The sequence below is a fragment of the Psychrobacter sp. TB15 genome, from assembly GCF_000511655.1.
Classification (GTDB): domain Bacteria; phylum Pseudomonadota; class Gammaproteobacteria; order Pseudomonadales; family Moraxellaceae; genus Psychrobacter; species Psychrobacter submarinus.
On the sequence record NZ_AYXN01000008.1, the window covers coordinates 20,421 to 40,081 of the forward strand.

The 19,661-nt window shown below is 45.4% G+C and carries 16 protein-coding genes; 10 read left to right on the forward strand and 6 right to left on the reverse strand.

Going from position 1 to position 19,661, the window contains the following annotated elements:
• Nucleotides 1-32: 32 nt before the first annotated feature.
• Nucleotides 33-1,433 (reverse strand): class II fumarate hydratase, encoded by a 1,401-nt coding sequence (gene fumC, locus W234_RS0101235; protein WP_025643971.1) that lies wholly within the window; start codon nucleotides 1,431-1,433, stop codon nucleotides 33-35.
• A 227-nt stretch (nucleotides 1,434-1,660) separates the two neighbouring features.
• Here fumC and W234_RS13575 point away from each other — a divergent pair, with 227 nt between their 5' ends.
• A complete protein-coding gene (locus W234_RS13575; protein ID WP_025643973.1) occupies nucleotides 1,661-2,530 on the forward strand; it encodes a 5-formyltetrahydrofolate cyclo-ligase in 870 nt (289 codons plus the stop codon).
• 119 nt (nucleotides 2,531-2,649) lie between these two features.
• Here the strand turns inward: W234_RS13575 and W234_RS0101245 are convergent, their stop codons facing one another.
• Nucleotides 2,650-4,023: a Na+/H+ antiporter family protein gene (locus W234_RS0101245; RefSeq protein ID WP_025643975.1), complete on the reverse strand. Its 1,374-nt coding sequence runs from the start codon at nucleotides 4,021-4,023 to the stop codon at nucleotides 2,650-2,652.
• A 477-nt stretch (nucleotides 4,024-4,500) separates the two neighbouring features.
• On the opposite strand from W234_RS0101245, the gene lon reads away from it, so the two are divergent.
• The 5 genes from lon to W234_RS0101270 all read left to right on the forward strand — a co-directional run bounded on the left by lon (nucleotide 4,501) and on the right by W234_RS0101270 (nucleotide 9,878).
• Nucleotides 4,501-6,876, forward strand: a complete 2,376-nt coding sequence (gene lon / locus W234_RS0101250) for an endopeptidase La (protein ID WP_413771567.1) — start codon at nucleotides 4,501-4,503, stop codon at nucleotides 6,874-6,876.
• 242 nt (nucleotides 6,877-7,118) lie between these two features.
• The gene (locus tag W234_RS0101255) at nucleotides 7,119-7,700 is read left to right on the forward strand and encodes an META domain-containing protein (RefSeq protein WP_025643979.1); all 582 of its coding nucleotides are present in this window, start codon (nucleotides 7,119-7,121) and stop codon (nucleotides 7,698-7,700) included.
• Between the two features lie 173 nt (nucleotides 7,701-7,873).
• Nucleotides 7,874-8,431, forward strand: coding sequence for a superoxide dismutase family protein (locus W234_RS0101260; RefSeq protein ID WP_025643981.1), 558 nt, complete (start codon nucleotides 7,874-7,876; stop codon nucleotides 8,429-8,431).
• Between the two features lie 101 nt (nucleotides 8,432-8,532).
• Nucleotides 8,533-9,051 (forward strand): helix-turn-helix domain-containing protein, encoded by a 519-nt coding sequence (locus tag W234_RS0101265; RefSeq protein ID WP_025643983.1) that lies wholly within the window; start codon nucleotides 8,533-8,535, stop codon nucleotides 9,049-9,051.
• A complete protein-coding gene (locus tag W234_RS0101270) occupies nucleotides 9,039-9,878 on the forward strand; it encodes an IS3 family transposase (protein WP_037058602.1) in 840 nt (279 codons plus the stop codon). The genes W234_RS0101265 and W234_RS0101270 overlap by 13 nt, the downstream gene beginning before the upstream one ends.
• Nucleotides 9,879-10,101: 223 nt before the next feature.
• Here the strand turns inward: W234_RS0101270 and topA are convergent, their stop codons facing one another.
• Together topA and W234_RS0101280 are read right to left on the reverse strand one after the other, a co-directional pair.
• Nucleotides 10,102-12,876 (reverse strand): type I DNA topoisomerase, encoded by a 2,775-nt coding sequence (gene topA / locus W234_RS0101275; protein ID WP_025643987.1) that lies wholly within the window; start codon nucleotides 12,874-12,876, stop codon nucleotides 10,102-10,104.
• A gap of 290 nt (nucleotides 12,877-13,166) precedes the next feature.
• Nucleotides 13,167-13,820, reverse strand: a complete 654-nt coding sequence (locus W234_RS0101280) for a hypothetical protein (protein ID WP_025643989.1) — start codon at nucleotides 13,818-13,820, stop codon at nucleotides 13,167-13,169.
• 296 nt (nucleotides 13,821-14,116) lie between these two features.
• Between W234_RS0101280 and W234_RS0101285 the strand changes: the two genes are divergently transcribed.
• Nucleotides 14,117-14,659 (forward strand): DUF2799 domain-containing protein, encoded by a 543-nt coding sequence (locus tag W234_RS0101285; protein ID WP_227501957.1) that lies wholly within the window; start codon nucleotides 14,117-14,119, stop codon nucleotides 14,657-14,659.
• Nucleotides 14,660-14,755: 96 nt separating this feature from the next.
• On the opposite strand, the gene W234_RS14710 is transcribed toward W234_RS0101285, so the two are convergent.
• Both W234_RS14710 and W234_RS14715 read right to left on the reverse strand, forming a co-directional pair.
• Nucleotides 14,756-15,274, reverse strand: coding sequence for an IS630 family transposase (locus W234_RS14710; protein WP_227501958.1), 519 nt, complete (start codon nucleotides 15,272-15,274; stop codon nucleotides 14,756-14,758).
• A complete protein-coding gene (locus tag W234_RS14715) occupies nucleotides 15,249-15,599 on the reverse strand; it encodes an IS630 transposase-related protein (protein WP_025643996.1) in 351 nt (116 codons plus the stop codon). Before W234_RS14715 ends, W234_RS14710 begins: the two co-directional genes overlap by 26 nt.
• 552 nt (nucleotides 15,600-16,151) lie before the next feature.
• On the opposite strand from W234_RS14715, the gene W234_RS0101300 reads away from it, so the two are divergent.
• The 3 genes from W234_RS0101300 (at nucleotide 16,152) to W234_RS0101310 (ending at nucleotide 19,624) form a co-directional block, all read left to right on the forward strand.
• A complete protein-coding gene (locus W234_RS0101300; RefSeq protein ID WP_025643998.1) occupies nucleotides 16,152-17,189 on the forward strand; it encodes a siderophore ABC transporter substrate-binding protein in 1,038 nt (345 codons plus the stop codon).
• 95 nt (nucleotides 17,190-17,284) lie between these two features.
• Nucleotides 17,285-18,394 carry an ABC transporter permease gene (locus W234_RS0101305; protein ID WP_025644000.1) on the forward strand — a complete coding sequence of 370 codons (1,110 nt, stop codon included), beginning with the start codon at nucleotides 17,285-17,287 and terminating at the stop codon, nucleotides 18,392-18,394.
• Nucleotides 18,395-18,727: 333 nt separating this feature from the next.
• Nucleotides 18,728-19,624: an iron chelate uptake ABC transporter family permease subunit gene (locus W234_RS0101310; RefSeq protein ID WP_051397506.1), complete on the forward strand. Its 897-nt coding sequence runs from the start codon at nucleotides 18,728-18,730 to the stop codon at nucleotides 19,622-19,624.
• The last annotated feature ends 37 nt before the right edge of the window (nucleotides 19,625-19,661 follow it).

Consider the following 19,661-nt stretch of genomic DNA (forward strand, 5'->3'; position numbering starts at 1 on the left):
ACGCCGTAGCAGGTCATTATTTGGTCTACTGCTTACTTAGGATGCACCATATCAGCGGGGGTTACCCACTCATCGAACTGCGCTTCACTCATTAGATCAAGCTCAACGGCGACTTGCTTCAGCGTTTTGTTTTCTTTATACGCGGTCTTAGCGATTTTCGCGGCATTTTCATAACCGACATGACGGTTCAATGCGGTCACAAGCATGAGCGAATTATGCAAGAAGTCATCGATTTTTTCTTTAACAGGCTCGATACCAACCGCACAGTTGTCATTAAAGCTATTGCACGCATCGCCTAATAATTGGATGGACTGTAGTAAGTTAAAGGCAATCACGGGCTTATAAACGTTGAGCTCAAAGTTACCTGACGCGCCCGCCATGCTGATAGTCGTATCGTTACCCATGATTTGCGCCACAACCATAGTCATTGCTTCTGATTGAGTTGGGTTCACTTTACCTGGCATGATAGAAGAGCCTGGCTCGTTCTCTGGAATCGTCAATTCGCCAAGACCACAACGAGGACCTGAAGCGAGCCAACGTACGTCGTTAGCGATTTTGTTTAAGCTACCTGCTAGGGTTTTGAGTGCGCCAGACGCAAAGACTTCGGCATCACGCGCCGCTAGTGCTTCAAATTTATTTGGGGATGTGACAAATGGCAAGCCTGTTAGCTCAGCCAATTGCTCCGCTGATTTTACCGCATAATCAGGGTGGGCGTTTAGACCCGTACCTACTGCAGTGCCGCCGAGTGGTAACTCATATAAGCCTTGTAGTGCGTTGTCGATGCGAGTCAATGCATGGTCAAGTTGGCTGACATAACCGCTGAACTCTTGACCTAAGGTCAAAGGTGTAGCGTCTTGTAAATGCGTACGACCGATTTTGACGATACTATCGAACTCTTTGGACTTTTTATCTAAGGTATCACGTAGCGCTTTGACCGCTGGGATAAGTAGGCTATTGATCTGACGCGCAGCAGCGACACGAATCGCCGTTGGGAAGCTGTCATTAGTAGACTGAGCGTGATTGACGTGATCGTTAGGATGAATCGGTGCGTAAGTGCCACGCTCAGAGCCTGCGATTTCATTGGCACGGTTAGCAAGCACTTCGTTCATGTTCATGTTTGACTGCGTACCAGAACCGGTCTGCCATACCACTAATGGAAACTGATCGGTAAGACCGCCGTTGATGACTTCATCAGCGGCTTGTACGATGAGATCACGCTTATCGCCTTCAATACGCTCTAGACTAGCATTAGTAATCGCAGCGGCCTTTTTGACTAATGCCATCGCTTCAATCATCGGACGCGGCAAGGTCTCACCGCCAATCTTGAAGTTCTCACGGCTACGCTGGGTTTGCGCGCCCCAATAAGCGTCTGCTGGGACTTCGACATTGCCCATGGTGTCTTTTTCGGTACGGGTGGCCTGATTTTGTGACATAACGATCCTCTTTTATTAATAGTTAATAAATGGTTTATCATAAAAAGTGCAACTAAAGCTGCACATAAGGAAAATAGGCTGTAAAGTGAGGTTATGATAGCATGGCTTATCATAAATTTCTCCAAGCCGATGCGAGTATTTATACTTACTAGACACTGAACAAATAGATACTAAGTAAAAGTGATTGATCGCCACATATCTTTTTAACCAATACTGTAAATACTATTATGATAACCAATCCACCTAGACGTCAGTTTACTCGCCTGCGCCGCCAACTAACAGATGGTGAGCGCAGACAATACGCACGCATGGCAAGTTTGCACTTGGTTAAATTGCAACAACGCTTGCCTCCGCGTGCGCGTATTGGCTTATATTATGATGGCTTTGGTGAGCTTCCTACTCAGCCACTATTGGACTGGTGTCAGCGCTCAGGCTACCGGGCATATCTGCCAGTGGTCGGCTCGCTCGGTCGTGACAATAAAGGAGACGACGATAAACGCTTGCGCTTTGTGCCCATTTATCACTCAAAACTTATCAACGTACCGACCTATATTCATCGTTTAGGGATGCCGCAAAACCGACATCGGCATTTATTATGGGCAACAGAACTGGACGTCATCATCTGTCCACTGGTAGCGGTAGATAAACAAGGCAATCGTATGGGCATGGGTGGTGGTTTTTATGATACGACGCTTGGCAAAAGCTATCGCTCAGGGGTCAAGAAACCATTAAAAATTGGCTGGTGTTATGAATTTCAAGTGGTTGAACAATTAGCGCGTCAACCATGGGATGTGCCGTTAGACGGTTTGATTACGCCAAGTGGCTTAATGTGGTTTAAACCCACTCATATTGATGAGTCTGAACTAGAAACCTCTAGCGCCGATACGGTTGATAGCTACTTACAAACACTAGGTAATGATGACGCTAGGGAAATGCTTTATTACAGTCAAGAACAAAACTTTAGTTCTGATGAGCTATCAAGCGTTATTAATGAGGCGCGTTTAAATGAGCTGCTAGCGCAGAGTGACGAGTTTTTGGCTAGTTTAACTGGTGAGATTGGGGATTTTGATGAGGGTGATAATAACAGTGAAAAATGACTTACATCGAACAGCAGACTGAAAAATGTAAATTAAACCTTTATAAAAAATCAAAAAAGGCGAATGATTATCAAATCACTCGCCTTTTTTATATCTATTGCCAAAGTTTAGATTATGAATTAAAGCACCATCGCCGCAATCCAGCCAAACGCCAGTAGCGGTATATTGTAATGAATAAATGTTGGCACCACGCTATCTCTGATATGGTCATGTTGACCATCAACGTTTAGACCAGACGTTGGCCCAAGCGTCGAGTCGGACGCGGGCGAGCCAGCATCACCTAACGCGCCAGCCGTACCAATAATAGCGACGGTTGCTAGTGGTGAAAATCCTAGTGATATACATAGCGGTACATAGATAGCCGCCACAATCGGAATAGTAGAAAACGACGAGCCAATACCCATGGTCACTACTAAGCCAATCCCTAGCATGACAAAGGCAGCGATCGCTTTATTTCCTGCAAACAGGTTAGTCGCACCATCAATCAGCGGCGCAATCTCCCCTGTCGCTTTCATCACTTCTGCAAAACCTTGCGCGGTAATCATAATAAAGCCAATCATCGCCATCAGCTTGATACCGTCGTTAAACACGCTATCGGCTTCACGCCATTTGACCACACCCGTCGCCATAAATACCGCAAAACCAAACATCGAGCCTAAGAGCAGCGAGTCGGTATACAGCTGCACCACAAAAGCGGTAACAATAGCCGCTAGCGCGATAAGCGTTTTAAGTTTGCCTTGCATGGGCACACGTGTGGCAGTTTGACTCAAGTCGTCGCTAGTGGACTCTTTATCGATTACAGCATCGCGAGCGTCTTTATCTATCGTTAATTGCTGATACTGACGCGGCTTACGATAGCTGATAAACACCGCAGTCAAAAGGCCAAGAAACATACCCAGTGCCGGAATCGCCATCGCCTTAGTGACGGAGATATCGCTAATATCGATACCGGCTTCACCGACGTTTTTGAGCATAATTTGGTTGAGATAAATATCACCAAAGCCATACGGGATAAACATATAAGTGGTGACAAGGCCAAAGGTAATCAGACAAGCAATAAGTCGGCGATCTATCTGCATACGATTAAAGGCGAGCAATAGCGGCGGCACGAGCAGCGGTATAAAGGCAATGTGAATGGGAATGAGGTTTTGGCTAAAACAGCTCATCATCACTAGGCCTGCAAATAGCGTGTACTTAATCATGAGACTGGTACCGCCCGCATCAATACGCTTAATGACTGCCCCTGCCAAAGACTGCGGCAATCCTGAATGCGCAATCGCTACCGCAAAAGCACCTAATAATGCATAAGAGAGGGCAATACCTGCCCCGTTTTGGATACCTTCTTGAAAGGCTTCTAAAGTTGCAGTGATACCTAAACCGGCGAGCAAGCCGCCCGCTATAGCACCGATGAGCAAACTGAGTACCACATGGACTCGCGCCAGTGACAGCCCAAGCATAATCACTACCGCTAGTAGCACCGCATTAATGGTCATACTCTTTGCCCCTATTTAGCCTCAATATTACTTGTCGTCTCATCAAAAAATTCAAAATTAACCTGTCTATAAGACGGGCGCTATTTTACCTGATTCTAACGATAAAGCCTATGCGCAAAACCCGATAGCCTGATACCTAGACAAAGCTCAGAATAGAGTTAAAAGCACGTCTTAAAGCCAAAAGTCGCGTCATCATCTTCCTTGCCCTTATTTGTAGTGCATTAAAGGATAAGCCTTGTAATTTAATCTAAGAACACCATTTATCTATCATGAAACACTAACTTGACTGAACAAGTTTAGTGAATAAGGAATGAATATATGACTGACTATAATATTGATAAAGACAATATCGACATCGATGTGTCAGCAGCAACGCCTGATACTGATGAACAAAATGTTGATAAAAACACTGCCGATAATGGCTCAGACAATCATTTGCCACTCTTGGCACTACGCGATGTGGTCGTCTATCCGCACATGCAAATCGCCCTATTTGTAGGTCGCACGCCGTCGGTCAAAGCAGTGGAGCTTGCGCAAGCAGAATATGGCGATAAAGTACTCGTCGTCGCACAAAAAGACTCGCTGACCGAAGATATCGACCAAGATAACCTCTATCAGTATGGTACGGTTTGCCGCATCGTCAGCACGATGCCGCATGATAGCGATGAAAACTGCATCAAGGTGCTGATCGAAGGCCAATATCGTGCCCGCGTCGATGCTATAGAAAACCATGCAGACAGCCAAGACGACGTCTTGATGGCAACTTTTGAGCGCGCTGATCTTGAGGTTAAGCTCGACGATAGCCAACAAAAAAACACTATCAAAGCGCTGACTGGCTTGTTTGAAGCTTATGCTGAAGCACGTCTGCGTAACGCACGAGAGCTGACTCGCGTGGCCAAGCGTATCGATGACTTATTAGAGCTCATCTATTTTATCTCTACTCGGGTTTCGATGGATTTGGATGTGAAGCAATCGTTCTTAGAAAAGGACGATCTCAAAGCGCATATCAATACTTTAACCGAGTATCTTGTTAAGCAAAGCGCTGAGCAGAATATCGAACAAGATATTCAAGATGCCGTGCGTCAGCAAATGGAAGACAATCAGCGCGAGTACTTCTTAAACGAGAAGATGAAAGCCATAAAGAACGAGCTGTCAGAGATGAATGACGGCGCGTTCGATGGTGAGGACGATGTCAGCGAGCTTGAACAGCGCTTAGAAGAGGCAGATCTGCCAGAAGACGTGCGCAAAAAAGCGGAGCAAGAGCTGAAGAAGCTAAAAATGATGCCGCCTGCATCTAGTGAATCTTCAGTGGTGCGTAACTACATTGAGTGGATATTAGACACGCCGTGGAATGCCACGAGCAAAGTATCGATCAATTTAGAAAAAGCCAAAAACGTCCTCGATGAAGATCACTATGGCTTGCAAGATGTAAAAGATCGCATCTTAGAATACCTCGCCGTGCAGTCGCGAGTGAAAAAGCTTCGTGGTCCGATTCTGTGTCTGGTAGGTCCTCCGGGTGTCGGTAAAACGTCATTGGGTGAATCTATCGCGCGGGCAACCGGTCGTAAGTTCGTACGTATGGCACTTGGCGGCGTGCGTGATGAAGCGGAAATCCGCGGTCATCGCCGCACTTATATCGGTGCGATGCCGGGTAAAATCGTACAGTCACTGGCGAAAGTAGAAGTCAAAAACCCGCTATTCTTATTAGATGAAGTCGATAAGATGGCGCAAGACTTCCGTGGTGATCCAGCTTCAGCCTTGCTTGAAGTGCTCGATCCCTCACAGAATGATAGCTTCAACGATCATTACCTAGATATGGACTTGGATCTCTCACAAGTGATGTTTATCTGTACAGCCAACAGTATGGATATCCCGCCTGCGCTCTTAGACCGTATGGAAGTCATTCGTCTGCCGGGCTATACCGAAGAAGAAAAGGTCAATATCGCCCAGAAGTATCTTGTGCCAAAAGCGATTAAGCAAAACGGTCTAAAGGACGGTGAGATTGAAATTGTCGAAGCGGCGCTGCATAGTATCGTGCGTAGCTATACGCGAGAGGCGGGTGTGCGTAACCTAGAGCGTGAAGTCAATAAGATCTGCCGTAAAGTGGTTCGCGGCTCGGTTGAGAATCATGGCGCGCGTGCTCCGAAAAAAGATGAACGTGAGCTAGTGGTTGTCGATGATAGCAATATCAATGACTACCTTGGCGTGCATCAGTATGACTATGGTTTAGCTGAAAAAGACGCTGAGATCGGCCGGGTCACTGGCCTTGCTTGGACGCAAGTTGGCGGTGAGCTCCTCACTATCGAAGCGGTAGCGATGAAGGGCAAAGGCGAACTGGCCTTTACCGGCTCTCTCGGTGACGTGATGAAAGAGTCGATTCGTGCCGCGATGAGCGTGGTACGAGCACGCGGTGATAGCTTAGGTATCGATTATGAGACCTTTAAAACTACTGACGTTCACGTGCATATGCCAGAGGGTGCAACGCCAAAAGATGGGCCTTCAGCTGGCGGCGCGTTGACGACGGCATTAGTCTCAGCCATCACCGGTATCGCTATCCGTCCGGATATTGCGATGACGGGTGAGATTACCCTACGTGGTAAAATCCTGCGTATCGGTGGCCTCAAAGAGAAGTTATTAGCGGCGCATCGCGGTGGTATCAAGCATGTGCTGATCCCAGCGACTAATGAGCGCGATTTGGCGGATATTCCTGATAACGTTAAGGAAGGTCTAACCATTCAGCCGGTAGCAACGATTGATGAAGTACTTAAAGCGGCCTTAGTCAGTATGCCAACACCGCTAAAGCCTGCTAAAGTGACAGTGGATACTACTTCAAAGAAGTCATTGCATAGCTAAGCGACAACTATCAAAGTTCTACTTAACGAGAGCCGTTTACTTTAGAGTAAGCGGCTTTTTTGTGTCATGCGTATTCCCATAAATTAATTCAGCTCAAAGCTGTGCTATATTTTAGGCAAATGTTTGTTTGATCAGCCGTAATGGTTTTAAAAAAACGAGCGGAACGCTTATTTGGCAGAACGACAAAAAAAGTCACGTGAATAAAGTAGACCTCTGAACAAAAAAACTTAAGGATAAAGTTGATGACGCATCTCATAAAAAAATTGCAGGTTACAATTTTAATCGTGGTATTTGCTATATTAGGTTTAATCGGCTGTCAAACCCTCAATAAGGCTCCTGCTCCTACAATCACAAAAGCGCCAAAAGGCACTGAACCTATTACAGATCTGCCTATTACTTACGAGTTATTGGGGCGTTATCGATGGCGACTGGTCAGCGCAACTGATAGCGACAACCAAATAATTACAGAGCTCAGTCGTCCCGGCTTTCCAGTAGTGGCTAATTTTGGTTATAGGTTTAATGATGAGTATCACGTCGGCTTTAGCTCTGACTGTAATGGTGTCGGTGGCCCTTATACTTTAACGCCTGACCATATTCTACTGATCGGCTCAGGGCCACAAACCATGATGGGCTGCGGCCCTAAACGCGAGGCGGCAGAAGACAAAATAAGAGCGCTTGAGCAATTGAGCCGTAGTCAGCTTACCTTAACGCAGCTTGCAAATAGCAATATCGACAATCCAAGCTTACCTTATTATTTACTCACCCAACAAATGGCGACCGGTGAGACTTTAATTTGGAAAAACAGCGCCCTTATCAATAAATAGATTAAATACAAAGTTATTGGCTTATTAAAACTCTACGCGAATAACTTACATTTATTAACCGATTGTTGCGCTTTTGCCCAATAGTTGTCGATACTCTCTCGCTATACTGTTTTTGACATCAACGCATGTTGTACCAAATTCAAAAAATAAAATAATTACAGTGGGAGAGAATAATGAATAAGTTAATGCTTAGTAGTGCCCTATTATGTGGTTCAGCTCTAGCGGTAACCGGTTGTCAAACCGTCGAAGGTCAGCTGCAAACGGGTAATCCTATCGATCAGCCTACGCTGCAGTCGGTGATTAAAACTACCGATGCAAGCAATCGCGAAATAGGTCAAGTCTACTTGCGTCCAGTAGAGAGCGGCGTACAAGTCTATGGTAAGCTGATGAACTTGCAGCCAGGTAAGACTGTATCATTACACATTCATGAGACTGGTAGTTGTGCCAACATGGGTAAAGCGGCAGGTGGACATTTCAATCCTGACAATAACCCGCACTCAAACCCAGACGACATGAATGGTCACGCGGGTGACTTGCCAAACTTAACCGCTAACGAAGATGGCGTAGCCACAATAAACTACGTCAGTAAAAAGATAGCAGCTACAAAAACGGGTAAATACAGTGTCAATCGCTTAGCCTTTATCGTTCATGGCGGCGTTGATGATTATACGAGTCAGCCTTCAGGTGACTCAGGTGCACGCGTAGCTTGTGGTATTATCGGTACTGTCTAAGATAAGACTTGCTAATATAAGACTTTATATTATGAATAACAAAAACCTCTTAGCTGGTGAACCGACCCCCATAAGTTGGACACAACTTATGGGGTATTTTTATGCGTTATAATCTAGACTTTAAGCTTCAAGTCATCGCATACTATATGCAAGGACATACTGGTCGTGCTACAGCTGAGGAATTTAACCTAGATAATAAGATAGTTATCAAATGGGTTAAGCAATATCAAAGCGGTGGTATTGATGCTATAAAGCCAAAGACCAGCAAAGCCTACTATAGTCGCGAGTTTAAACACAAAGTGCTTACAACGATGCTTAGCCAAGGCTTAAGTCAATTGGAAGTTGCGTTAAGGTATAACATCAGCTCACCGGCGCTTATTAGCCACTGGCACAAAGCGTATCGGCTACAAGGTATGTCTGGACTAACATCTAAACGCAAAGGTAGAGCTACCATGAGTAAACCCTTTATCACAGACAAACCAGATGATGAAAAAAGCTTAGCAGAATTGAAGCGTGAGAATGAATACCTACGTGCGGAGAACGCCTACCTAAAAAAGCTCGATGCCTTGCTCAAAGCGGAGGAACAAGCAGGCAAAAAGCAAGGCTCATCGAAGGACTAAGGCAAGACTATCCTTTATCAGCTTTGCTAGACATCGTTAAGATGCCTAAAAGCGTCTTTTACTATCATAGAGCAAAGCTTGGTGATAAAGATAAGCATGCTGACTTAAAACAGCGTATTGCCACACTATATCACCAGCATAAAGGCAGGTACGGCTATCGCAGGATAACGGCAGCGCTAAAGCAGTTAGGCAGTCATCATAACCACAAGCTCATCGCTAAGCTTATGCGCCATCTAAACTTAAGCGCACGGATTCGACGACAAAGGTATCGCTCTTATAAAGGCGTACAAGGCAAAATTGCAAAGAATTATTTAAAGCGTCAGTTTCATGCAGATAGACCAAGCACACGCTGGCTGACCGATATTACTGAGTTTAAGGTAGGTGATCATAAGCTGTATTTATCACCGATACTCGATTGTTATAACAATGAGATCATCAGCTATACGCTCTCAAAGCGCCCAACTTATGACTTAGTGAGCAAGATGCTAGATAAGGCGTTAGATAAGATAGATACGCACCAGAACAACCGTTTAATGCTGCATTCAGATCAAGGCTGGCATTATCAGATGAGACCGTTTAGTAAGGCGCTTAAACAGCATGGTATTAAGCAAAGCATGAGCAGAAAAGGCAACTGCTTGGATAATGCACTGATGGAGGGGTTCTTTGGTACACTTAAGTGTGAGACGATCTATATTGAGAAACCAAAATCGATTGAGCAGTTAGAACAACAGATTCATGAGTATATTCATTATTACAATAATGAGCGTATTCAACTCAAACTAAAAGGACTGAGTCCTGTACAGTACAGAACTCAGTCCTTGGTATAAACTAAACCGTCCAACATTTGGGGGTCAGTTCACTGGCTAAGAGGTTTTTTTATGGCGTTTAATAACTATTAGAGTGAACAAAAGATATAATCGATACCTTTTAAAAATGACACGGCGCTGCTGGGATGAATTTTGCGCAGCATCTGTGATAACAGCACGCAAGCACAATTTATACCAGTAGCGCCCCAGTTTATAACCGTTTTACTTCAAACTGGCTATATTACTATTCTTCTACCCACTCGCCTTTACGCCAGTAGACGCCCCAACGCGTGGCCTTGCCGTTTTTCTCAGAGCCGATGTATTGCTCTTTTTTCTTACGCGACCAGCGCAAAATAGTCGGGTTACCATCTGGATCTTCATCGGGCCCTTCAAATAAATACTGGAACTTATCGTCCATTTTATCTTGAATAGGACGCAGCTCAGCGAGTTTCGGCGCACGTGTCTCGCGTACTTTAGGGAACTTAGACGCAGCTAAGAACATACCAGCTGCCCCCTCACGCAAGATAAAATAATCATCGTGCTTAGTGGACTTAAGATCCGGCAGATGAATAGGATCCATACGCGGCGGCGCAGGCTCGCCAGTCTTTAATACTTTACGGGTGTTGTCGCAGTTTTGACAAGCAAAGTAAGGCCCGAAGCGTCCAGTCTTAAGCTCCATCTGCCCATCACACTTGTTGCAGTCAATGGTTGGCGCATCAGAGCCAGGTACTTCAAACTTACCTTCTTCTAAAATATAGCCATCGCAGTCTGGGTTATTACCGCAAACGTGCAACTTGAGACCGCCATCGACGATATAGCCATTCATCGCAGTACCACATTTCGGGCAGCGTTTTTTCTCCATCAAGTCTTTGACTTCAGCGGCCTCATCATCTGTGTCGCCATCGTCAAGACTGGCAAACGCTTCAACTGGCATGAGGTTCTTAGTGCCTTTACAGCGCTCTTTTGGCGGTAAGTTATAACCCGTGCAGCCTAAGAATACACCTGTAGAGCCGGTACGTAATTGCATGGGGCGATCACATATATCGCAGTGCACATCGGGCACATCGGTGGGATCGTTTGGACGCATACCGTCTTTGTCTTTGGCATGCTCGACTTTATGCTTAAAATCCACATAGAAGTTATCTAGTACATCTTTCCAGTCGCTATCGCCTTCAGCAACATGATCAAGCTTGTCCTCGAGCGCCGCAGTAAAGGTATAATCCATCAAGTCAGGGAAACTGTCGGTCAATCTATCGGTGACGATATCGCCCATCTTTTCGGCGAATAGACGCTTATTCTCAAGCTTGACATAGCCGCGATCTTGAATGGTCGAGATGATAGAAGCATAAGTCGAGGGACGACCGATACCTTTTTTCTCAAGCTCTTTGACCAGACTTGCCTCAGTATAGCGCGGTGGCGGCTTGGTAAAGTGTTGGCTCGGATCGAGCTTATTTAGAGTGAGCTTATCGCCTTTTTTGACATCAGGGAGCAGCGTATCATCAGTTTTGGCCGGCGGCATAACACGAGTATAGCCATCAAAAGTCATCGTACGGCCGCGCGCTTTTAGCTCGACATTACCCGCCTCTACCAAAAGATTGACTGATAGATACTTAGCAGGCGTCATCTGACAAGCCACAAACTGCCGCCAAATCAGCTCATATAGACGAATAGCATCACGCTCAACGCCTTTTAATTGCGTCGATTTCATGTTGACATTCGAGGGACGAATCGCTTCGTGCGCCTCTTGCGCGTTTTGTTTGTTACCGTAGAAGTTTGGCTTTTCGGGTACGTACTTTTGCCCATAGCTGTCTTCGATAAAGCCGCGCGCCCCTGCTAAAGCATCACCCGACAAAAAAGTCGAATCGGTACGCATATAAGTAATATGACCGGCTTCATATAAGCGCTGCGCTAAGATCATGGTCTTTTTGACCGAAAACCCTAGACGCGTACTGGCTGCTTGCTGCAAAGTTGAGGTGATAAAGGGTGCGCTAGGACGCGACTGAGTGGGTTTTTCTTCACGCTGTTTAACGATAAAGTCGTTGTCTTTGAGGACTTGTAGAACTTTATCCGTCTGCTCTTTATTGACAAGCTTTAGCGTTTTGTCGTTTTGTTTAGTCGCTTCTAAGCGTATGCCATTTTCATCGCCCTCTTTTTTGCTGGTTTTTTTATCGTCAGCAACGTGCGTATCGGCATGAATCTGCCAATACTCTTCGGGGATAAAAGCGCGAATTTCATGCTCACGCTCCACGACTAAGCGCATCGCCACGGACTGTACGCGTCCTGCGGATAGACCGCGAGCGACTTTTTGCCAAAGAATTGGCGAGACCATAAAGCCGACGACGCGATCCAAAAAACGTCTGGCTTGCTGAGCATTGACGCGATCGATATCGAGTTTGGAGGGCTGCTTAAAGGCATTTTGAATGGCGTTTTTGGTAATCTCGTTAAACACCACGCGCTCGTATTTATTATCCGCGCCGCCGATGACTTCTTTGAGGTGCCAAGCGATGGCCTCCCCCTCTCTATCCATATCCGTTGCCAGATAGATTTTGTCAGCGTCTTTGGCTAGAGATTTTAGCTCTTTAATCACTTTAGTTTTATTAGGCAGTACTTCATAGACCGCCGCCCAATCGTGCTCTGGATCGATACCCATACGGCGGACAAGCGCTTGCTGCGCCTTTTCTTCTTTAGATAGGCTCTCATCTTTATTAGCAGCAGCTTTTTTGGTGCCTTTGCTAGCGCCTACAGGAAGGTCACGCACATGACCAATACTCGAGCGCACCACAAAGTCTGAGCCCAAGTACTTATTAATCGTTTTGGCTTTGGCTGGTGACTCGACAATCACCAGCGACTTGCCTTTAGAGCCTGCACTGGCAGTGGTCGTTTTAGTAGCCTTGGCACTAGCTGCTTTAGTAGCCTTCGCTTTCGTCGTTTTGGTAGCGCTAGTCTTTGCGGCGGCTCTGCTAGGTTTGGTTTCGCTAGCAGCAGACTTCGTTGTTTTTTTTGTTGTGGTTTTTGCCATATTTGACGACACCATAATAAAGGGTAAAAATAAAATAGGAATTGGCAGCCAAGCTTTTTATACCTACAAATGAAATTATCTTAAGCGCTGCCTACAAAACGGTTATAAAAAAATAGTTATAAAATGTAAAATAACTGGTAAATATTAATAAAATAAGATCAAGCCTATAAGGAAGTTACACTGCTAAGCGTTAAAATGTCAACTTATTAAATAAAGCGCTTAATAAACTGACTGTTTTTTGGACAGTCATTTGCACTATCAAAAACAGTTAGTTTGCTATGAGTGTGCTGTTAATGAGTATAATTATCAGCCGTAATGCTTATATCATGATCCGCACTATTAGTACGAGATGCTGGCTTTTTTATCTGCTCTGCCCACTCTTCAAGCTTCGATTTTAGAGCGAGTAAGTCCTCTTCGATCATTTGGGCGCGGTAGCTTGGATTAGTCATAGGCCGCACGTAGGAGACATCTTCCCAATATATAATGATGCTATTGGCCTTAGTCCATAGGCCCTTAACAAAAGGTTCAATGCCCACAGGTAGATCTAAGGGCGTCTTATCTAAGCCAAAATCCGTCTTTTTGATAGTGTTGTTTTGACTGCCAGCATGATTACGAATAGCGCTTGGAATATTAAGCGCGACCGCATCAACACTCTCATCAACGAAACGACTATCGGGACGCCACTGCCCGTCTATCACTCGATAGCGTGTATGCGGCAGCTGCACATTGTCTAGTACCAAACAATACTGCCCCATCATACCGCGGCCATACTCCTCATCGCGGCCGGGAAGCCATTCAGGACAAGTCACAAGCTTTGGGTTGAGCTGTAAGCGCCGCGCAGTCATGCGTAGTTTATCCAAACGCTGATCGATACCGTTAGGCTTGAGCGCCATCATACTCCCTAATACAAAAAGTACAATAAGGATAGCAATCCATATTCCCATAAATTCTGCCTTTTTTGATTAGGGACTGTTGAAGATAGTACAGGCGACCGTTACTTGCGACGCCTGACAATAATAAGTGCTACTCATAATAAGTACGAAAGTTAAAAAATCAAGCTTAGCTATCTATAGGCTACTAATATTGCTTAGCTCATTGAGATGACTTCAATCATATTATGCTTTAAAAATCATAAACTTAGTTCATAAAAACACACCTATCTCTAACACAATTTCGATAGCTAGTATAATAAAAGCTGCTATCATAACCTATATTATGACCCGTTCAAGTGAGAAAGTTTATGATGCCTTATCTAACAAAATGCCAGTCAGCTTCGTCGTCGGCGCCTTTGTTATCAGTGAAGACACTTGGCAAAGCTAGTGCTGCTGTCTCTCTCATCACTGCGGCGGCTTTAACCTTATCTGGCTGTGCCACTACGCAAAGCCTTACCCCGCAGCAGTGCCAAACCAGTAACTGGCAAGAAGTAGGCTACGCCGACGGCTTACGTGGACGCTCAGGCGCTTACTTTGGTCAATATGCCAATCAATGTGCAAGCGTGATTGGCGCTACGCCCAATCGAGTACTATGGGAGCAAGGTCGCCAGCAAGGCCTAAAAAACTACTGTACTGAGCTTAATGCGTATAAGCTTGGCCGTGAGGGCTATGATTGGCAGCCCGTCTGTCCGCTTGAAGGAATAGAGAAGCTAGAAGAGGCTTATGCGCAAGGACGCTATTACTATATCCGTCAGCGTGATTTGGACTATCTGCGCTCGCCTTATCCGTTTGGCTATGGAGGCCGTTTTGGTTACAGTCCTTTTTATACACCCTTTGGCTATGGGTGGTAAAAAAGACAGAGCACAAAACCTCAATAAGTACGGTTGGAGATCACCCTTATTATTCTCATATTCTTTATTCTTATACTAGTGATATTTCTACTATAGTCAATCCACAATAAAACTGGAACAACCCATATCGTAAAACAGTTTAGGTAGATTATTCTGCATCCACCCTTGGCGCAGAAACTTAGCCTGTGCCCATTTTTTCTCAATAGGATTCAGATCAGGACTGTAGGGTGGCAGCCATAAAATACGATGGCCGTGCCTGTTCAGTAGTTTTTGAATACGTTTGTTTTTATGAAACCGAGCATTATCCATCACAATCACGCATTTAGTTTTGAGACTTGGAATTAGTGTGTATTTGCACCAGTCATAGAATATGGTGCTGTTAATGTTCTGCTCGAAGTAATCTATGGCAAACAGCATCTTTTCATACAGAGCACCGATAACATTCGTACGCTTTTTTGCTTGCCAATTGTAGCTATCGATACAAGGTTTACCAACCGGTGCATAGCCATGAGAACGAATGGTCTCGTGCTCAAAGCCGCTTTCATCCATATAGACAATGGGATAGCCTTGCTGTGTAAAGCGATCAAGCTTACTTAGATATATCGCTCTTTTTATCGGACATGCTTTTGGATGCTCTAAGGTCTTTTTTTTGAGTGATACTCAACCGTTTTAATGCAGCTTCTATACCTGATTTACTACAGCCTAAACGCCGTGCTCGCTCATACATATAATCGTCTGGATGCTGCTCAACATCTTTCAATAAGGCTTCATTTGATATTTTAGTCGGTGCTTTATTTCTGGTAGTTTTAGGAACTAAGCTCTGCTGCCAGCTGTGGATCGAGCTTGTGCTAAGCTGGTAAAAAACAGCGGCTTCTCGAATGGTCATGCCGTCTTTAATGCTACGCAGTACTTGCTTGCGAAAGTCGATTGAATAGGTCATCGTTTATTTCATTAAATGAATGAGTTATGAATATTGTATCGGTTTTATTTAAGGTTAACTATACTAAGCTTATTGGTCTATATCGGTAGCCTGTTTTTTTAATGGCTACTGATTGAGTGGTTTGTCCACGAGTTATCTGCAAAGAAAACTCTCCTCTATGTGATTCAAGAACTCGCTGTTGTTATCCGAGCGACTGCCTTGTATAAAGCCCGGTCTTTATCTATCTGCAATTACCGACGTTCAGCACTTCACTCAAATTGCCACTGCATAGTCATAGATATAAACTATGATACAAATGACAATCATTATCATTGATAAAATTTCTGAGTTACTTTATCATGAGCGTCTATTCATACTTCTTAGCAGTTAATTGCAAAACGTCCAGTCATTAACCTATTAAATCAAGGGCATTCTATTTGGTTCTTGATTAACGAGCAGTGCTCTAGCGCTTTTTTATTGGCGTCAGGCGGGCTCTTTTTTATTTTCTATTGGCTGATCACTTTTATAGTCCTATAAGCTGCATCTTAACTATCACGATATTCCGAGTCTTTTATGTCTAATAATAATATTACTGCTCAAACTTCTATATTTAAACGTCCACTGCTAGCGACTGTGACGGCCGCGCTACTGGTCAGTATCAGTTTGACAGGCTGCTCCTCTAACACTAGTGAAACTGATGATACCAAAGTCGAAAACCACACCGCTGACGCGGCCTCCAACGTCGCAGATAATGACGCAGTCTCAGTCAAAACTATCGAAGTAGATACCGTACGAGGCGATGTCAGCCTACCGATTAATCCCGCGCCGCTTGTAGTCTATGACATGACATTGCTGCAAGACTTGGCAGCGCTTGATGTCGCTGTCGCTGGGGTGCCAAGTGACCTACCTTTAGACAACTTGCATTCAGAGACTCAGCCTGATCCTGAACAGGTGGGTACCGTATTTGAGCCTGATCTTGAGGCCCTAAACGCCATGCAGCCACAAGCTATCTTGGTCGGTTCGCGTATGGCGGAAAAATACGATGAGCTCGCAAACATCGCGCCAACCTTAGATATGACTATCGATACGGCTAATATCTATGAGTCGAGTAAACAGCGTTTGCATGATCTTGGCGCGCTGTTTGGTAAAAGCGATCAAGCAGCCAAATTACAAAACGATATCGACAGCCTAATCACAGAGACCAAAGCGGTCACCAAAGACAGTGGCACCGGTCTGGTGGTGATGGTCAATGGCAATAAAATGTCTGTCTATGGCGCTGACTCACGCTATGGCTTTATTCATAATGTCGTCAATGTGCCGATCGCTGACGATCAAATCAAAGACGGTCCTCATGGTCAGCCGATCTCTTTTGAATATCTACAAAAGACCAACCCTGATTGGCTATTCGTCGTCGATCGTAGCGCCGCTATCGGTGAAGACAGCGTGGGTGCCAAAGCAGTCTTAGACAATCCGCTGGTCGCCCAAACCACCGCGTGGCAAAAAGACCAAGTGGTTTATCTGAGCCCAGACTCCTATCTTGCTTTCGGCGGCTACCACCAATGGATGCAGGATCTAACCACGATCAAAGACGCTTTTACTAAAGCCAACTAAGCGTTGATAAGCGCTATATTATATTGGTCTAAAGTTGCAGCTATGGCTCAGACTTTATAGCTGTTTCATCATTTATTATTAAGCTTGTAGCCGTTATGTCCTTATTTTCACCTCGTGCCCATGGAAAAACCGCTGACGTCTCCTCTGCTGACGTCTCCTCTATAGGGGCTGCAAGCTGGCGTCACTCTAGTAGTTATGGTACTCGCGCTAAGCCGCGCCGCGCTGCGATACCGCCGTGGCTGATCAATACGGGTAGCTTAGTGCTGATGGGGCTATTGGTTTTGATCAGCTTATCGATTGGGGTGGCGGATTTTTCTTGGTCCGGGGTCTTACAAAGCCTTGTCAATCATAATGCCAATGCCGACAGCTCGCTGATGCTGGTCAGCCGGTTGCCGCGTACTATCGCTATCATTCTCACTGGTATCGCTATGGCGGTAGCAGGGATGATCATTCAAGTAGTGCTAAAAAACCGTTTTGTTGAGCCTTCTATGGTGGGCGCGACCCAAAGCGCGGCATTAGGGCTGCTCATGGTCAGCTTGCTGTTTCCAGCCAGCGCCCTTATTGTCAAGATGAGTGTCGCCACTGTCTCAGCTGTGTTTGGCATGATGTTATTTATGCTCCTTATCCGCCGCATACCGCCGACGGATTATTTGATGATTCCACTCATCGGTATCGTCTTTGGCGGGATCATCGAGGCGGTGACGACTTTTATTGCTTATCAAACCGAAACCCTGCAGATGCTCAGTGTTTGGCAATTTGGTGATTTTTCTGGGGTGCTAGCAGGGCGCTACGAGCTGTTATGGCTGACGGGCGCGTTATGTATCATCGCTTACATTATCGCTGATAAGCTCACTATCGTCGGCTTAGGAGACAATATCGCGCTCAACTTAGGCATTAACAAACGCCAAGTCACTTGGCTTGGTGTTGCGATGGTAGCGATTATGAGCGCGGTTGTGGTGGTCACAGTCGGGATGATTCCCTTTATTGGCTTAGTGGTGCCCAACATTGTTAGCCGTATTATGGGCGACAAGCTGCGGCGAAGTCTGCCTGCAGTAGCGCTGCTTGGTGCCTCAGCGGTACTCTTGTGCGATATCATTGGCCGCTCTATTCGTTATCCGTTTGAGGTGCCCGTAGCAACGGTGTTTGGTGTGGTGGGCACGGTGGTATTTTTATGGTTGTTATTACGTACGCCTAGCGAGTCTTAATGCTCTCTCTCCTTTTATTTTATAAGGTTATAGTTAAGACACTTCGAAAACGGTGTAGTGCCGTTGGTATAAATTTTTCTTGCTTGCTGTGCGACTTTGTCACTCCAGAGGCTGCGTAAAATTCATACCAACAACACATGACAAAAATGTTTCAGTTTTATTTAGGATCGACTATAGCGTATGCTCTCCCCTTCCTCATCAACTATCAAAGACACTGATAACAAAGCTGATTCTCAAGCCGATAGCTCATTATTAGCGCGCGCGTTATTGCAAGTTTGGCAAACTAGCACTCAATATCCGCGCGCCGTAGCGGCAGTTATTTTACTGGTCTCGATGACGCTATTTTTGACGCTCAATGTCAATGGTCATTGGGATTTTGCCCTACCACTACGAGGTAAAAAACTGCTGGCGCTCATGGTGGTCGGCTATGCGATTGGCGTATCGACTCTGCTCTTTCAAACCTTAACACACAATCCTATTTTGACCCCTTCTCTACTGGGCTTTGACTCGCTGTATGTGCTGCTCCAAAGCTTACTAGTGTTCTTTTTGGGGGCAATGAGCTTTACCAGCATCAATCCTATTGCCAAATTCACCCTTGAGATTGTCCTGATGTTTGGCGCGTCGTTATTATTGTTTCGAGTGCTGTTTTCAAAAAGCAGTCAGGATTTGACGCGGCTGATACTAGTGGGCGTTATCTTTGGGGTGTTGTTTCGCAGCTTATCAGCACTAATTGCGCGCCTGATTAACCCCGATGATTTTGTCGTGGTACAGTCGGCCAGTTACGCGCAGTTTAATACCGTCAACCCGCAGCTATTGGGGATTAGCTTCATTATTTGCACCATTAGCGCGCTGTGTATTTGGCGCTGGCGCTATCAATGCGATGTCTTAATGCTCGGTAAGGCGCAAGCGATTAATTTGGGCATTAATTATCAACGCCTCGCATTTGGGCTATTGACGGTCATTGCGGTATTGGTCGCCACCGCCACGGCACTGGTCGGGCCGGTGACTTTTTTTGGCTTGCTGGTCTGCGCTTTGACCAATCGCATCGCACGGCATATGTATCATAGCGAGCGTTTGATATTGGTCAGTTTGGTGGCGATGATTTGTTTGGTCCTCGGTCAGACGCTGTTTGAGCAAGTATTGGGTATGGCGGGAGTGTTATCCGTGGTGATTGAACTGGCGGGCGGCTTGGTGTTTTTGCTACTGTTATTTATGACCCAGCGGCGTTGATGACATGTCGTATTAACCTATATAAAAAATAAGAATT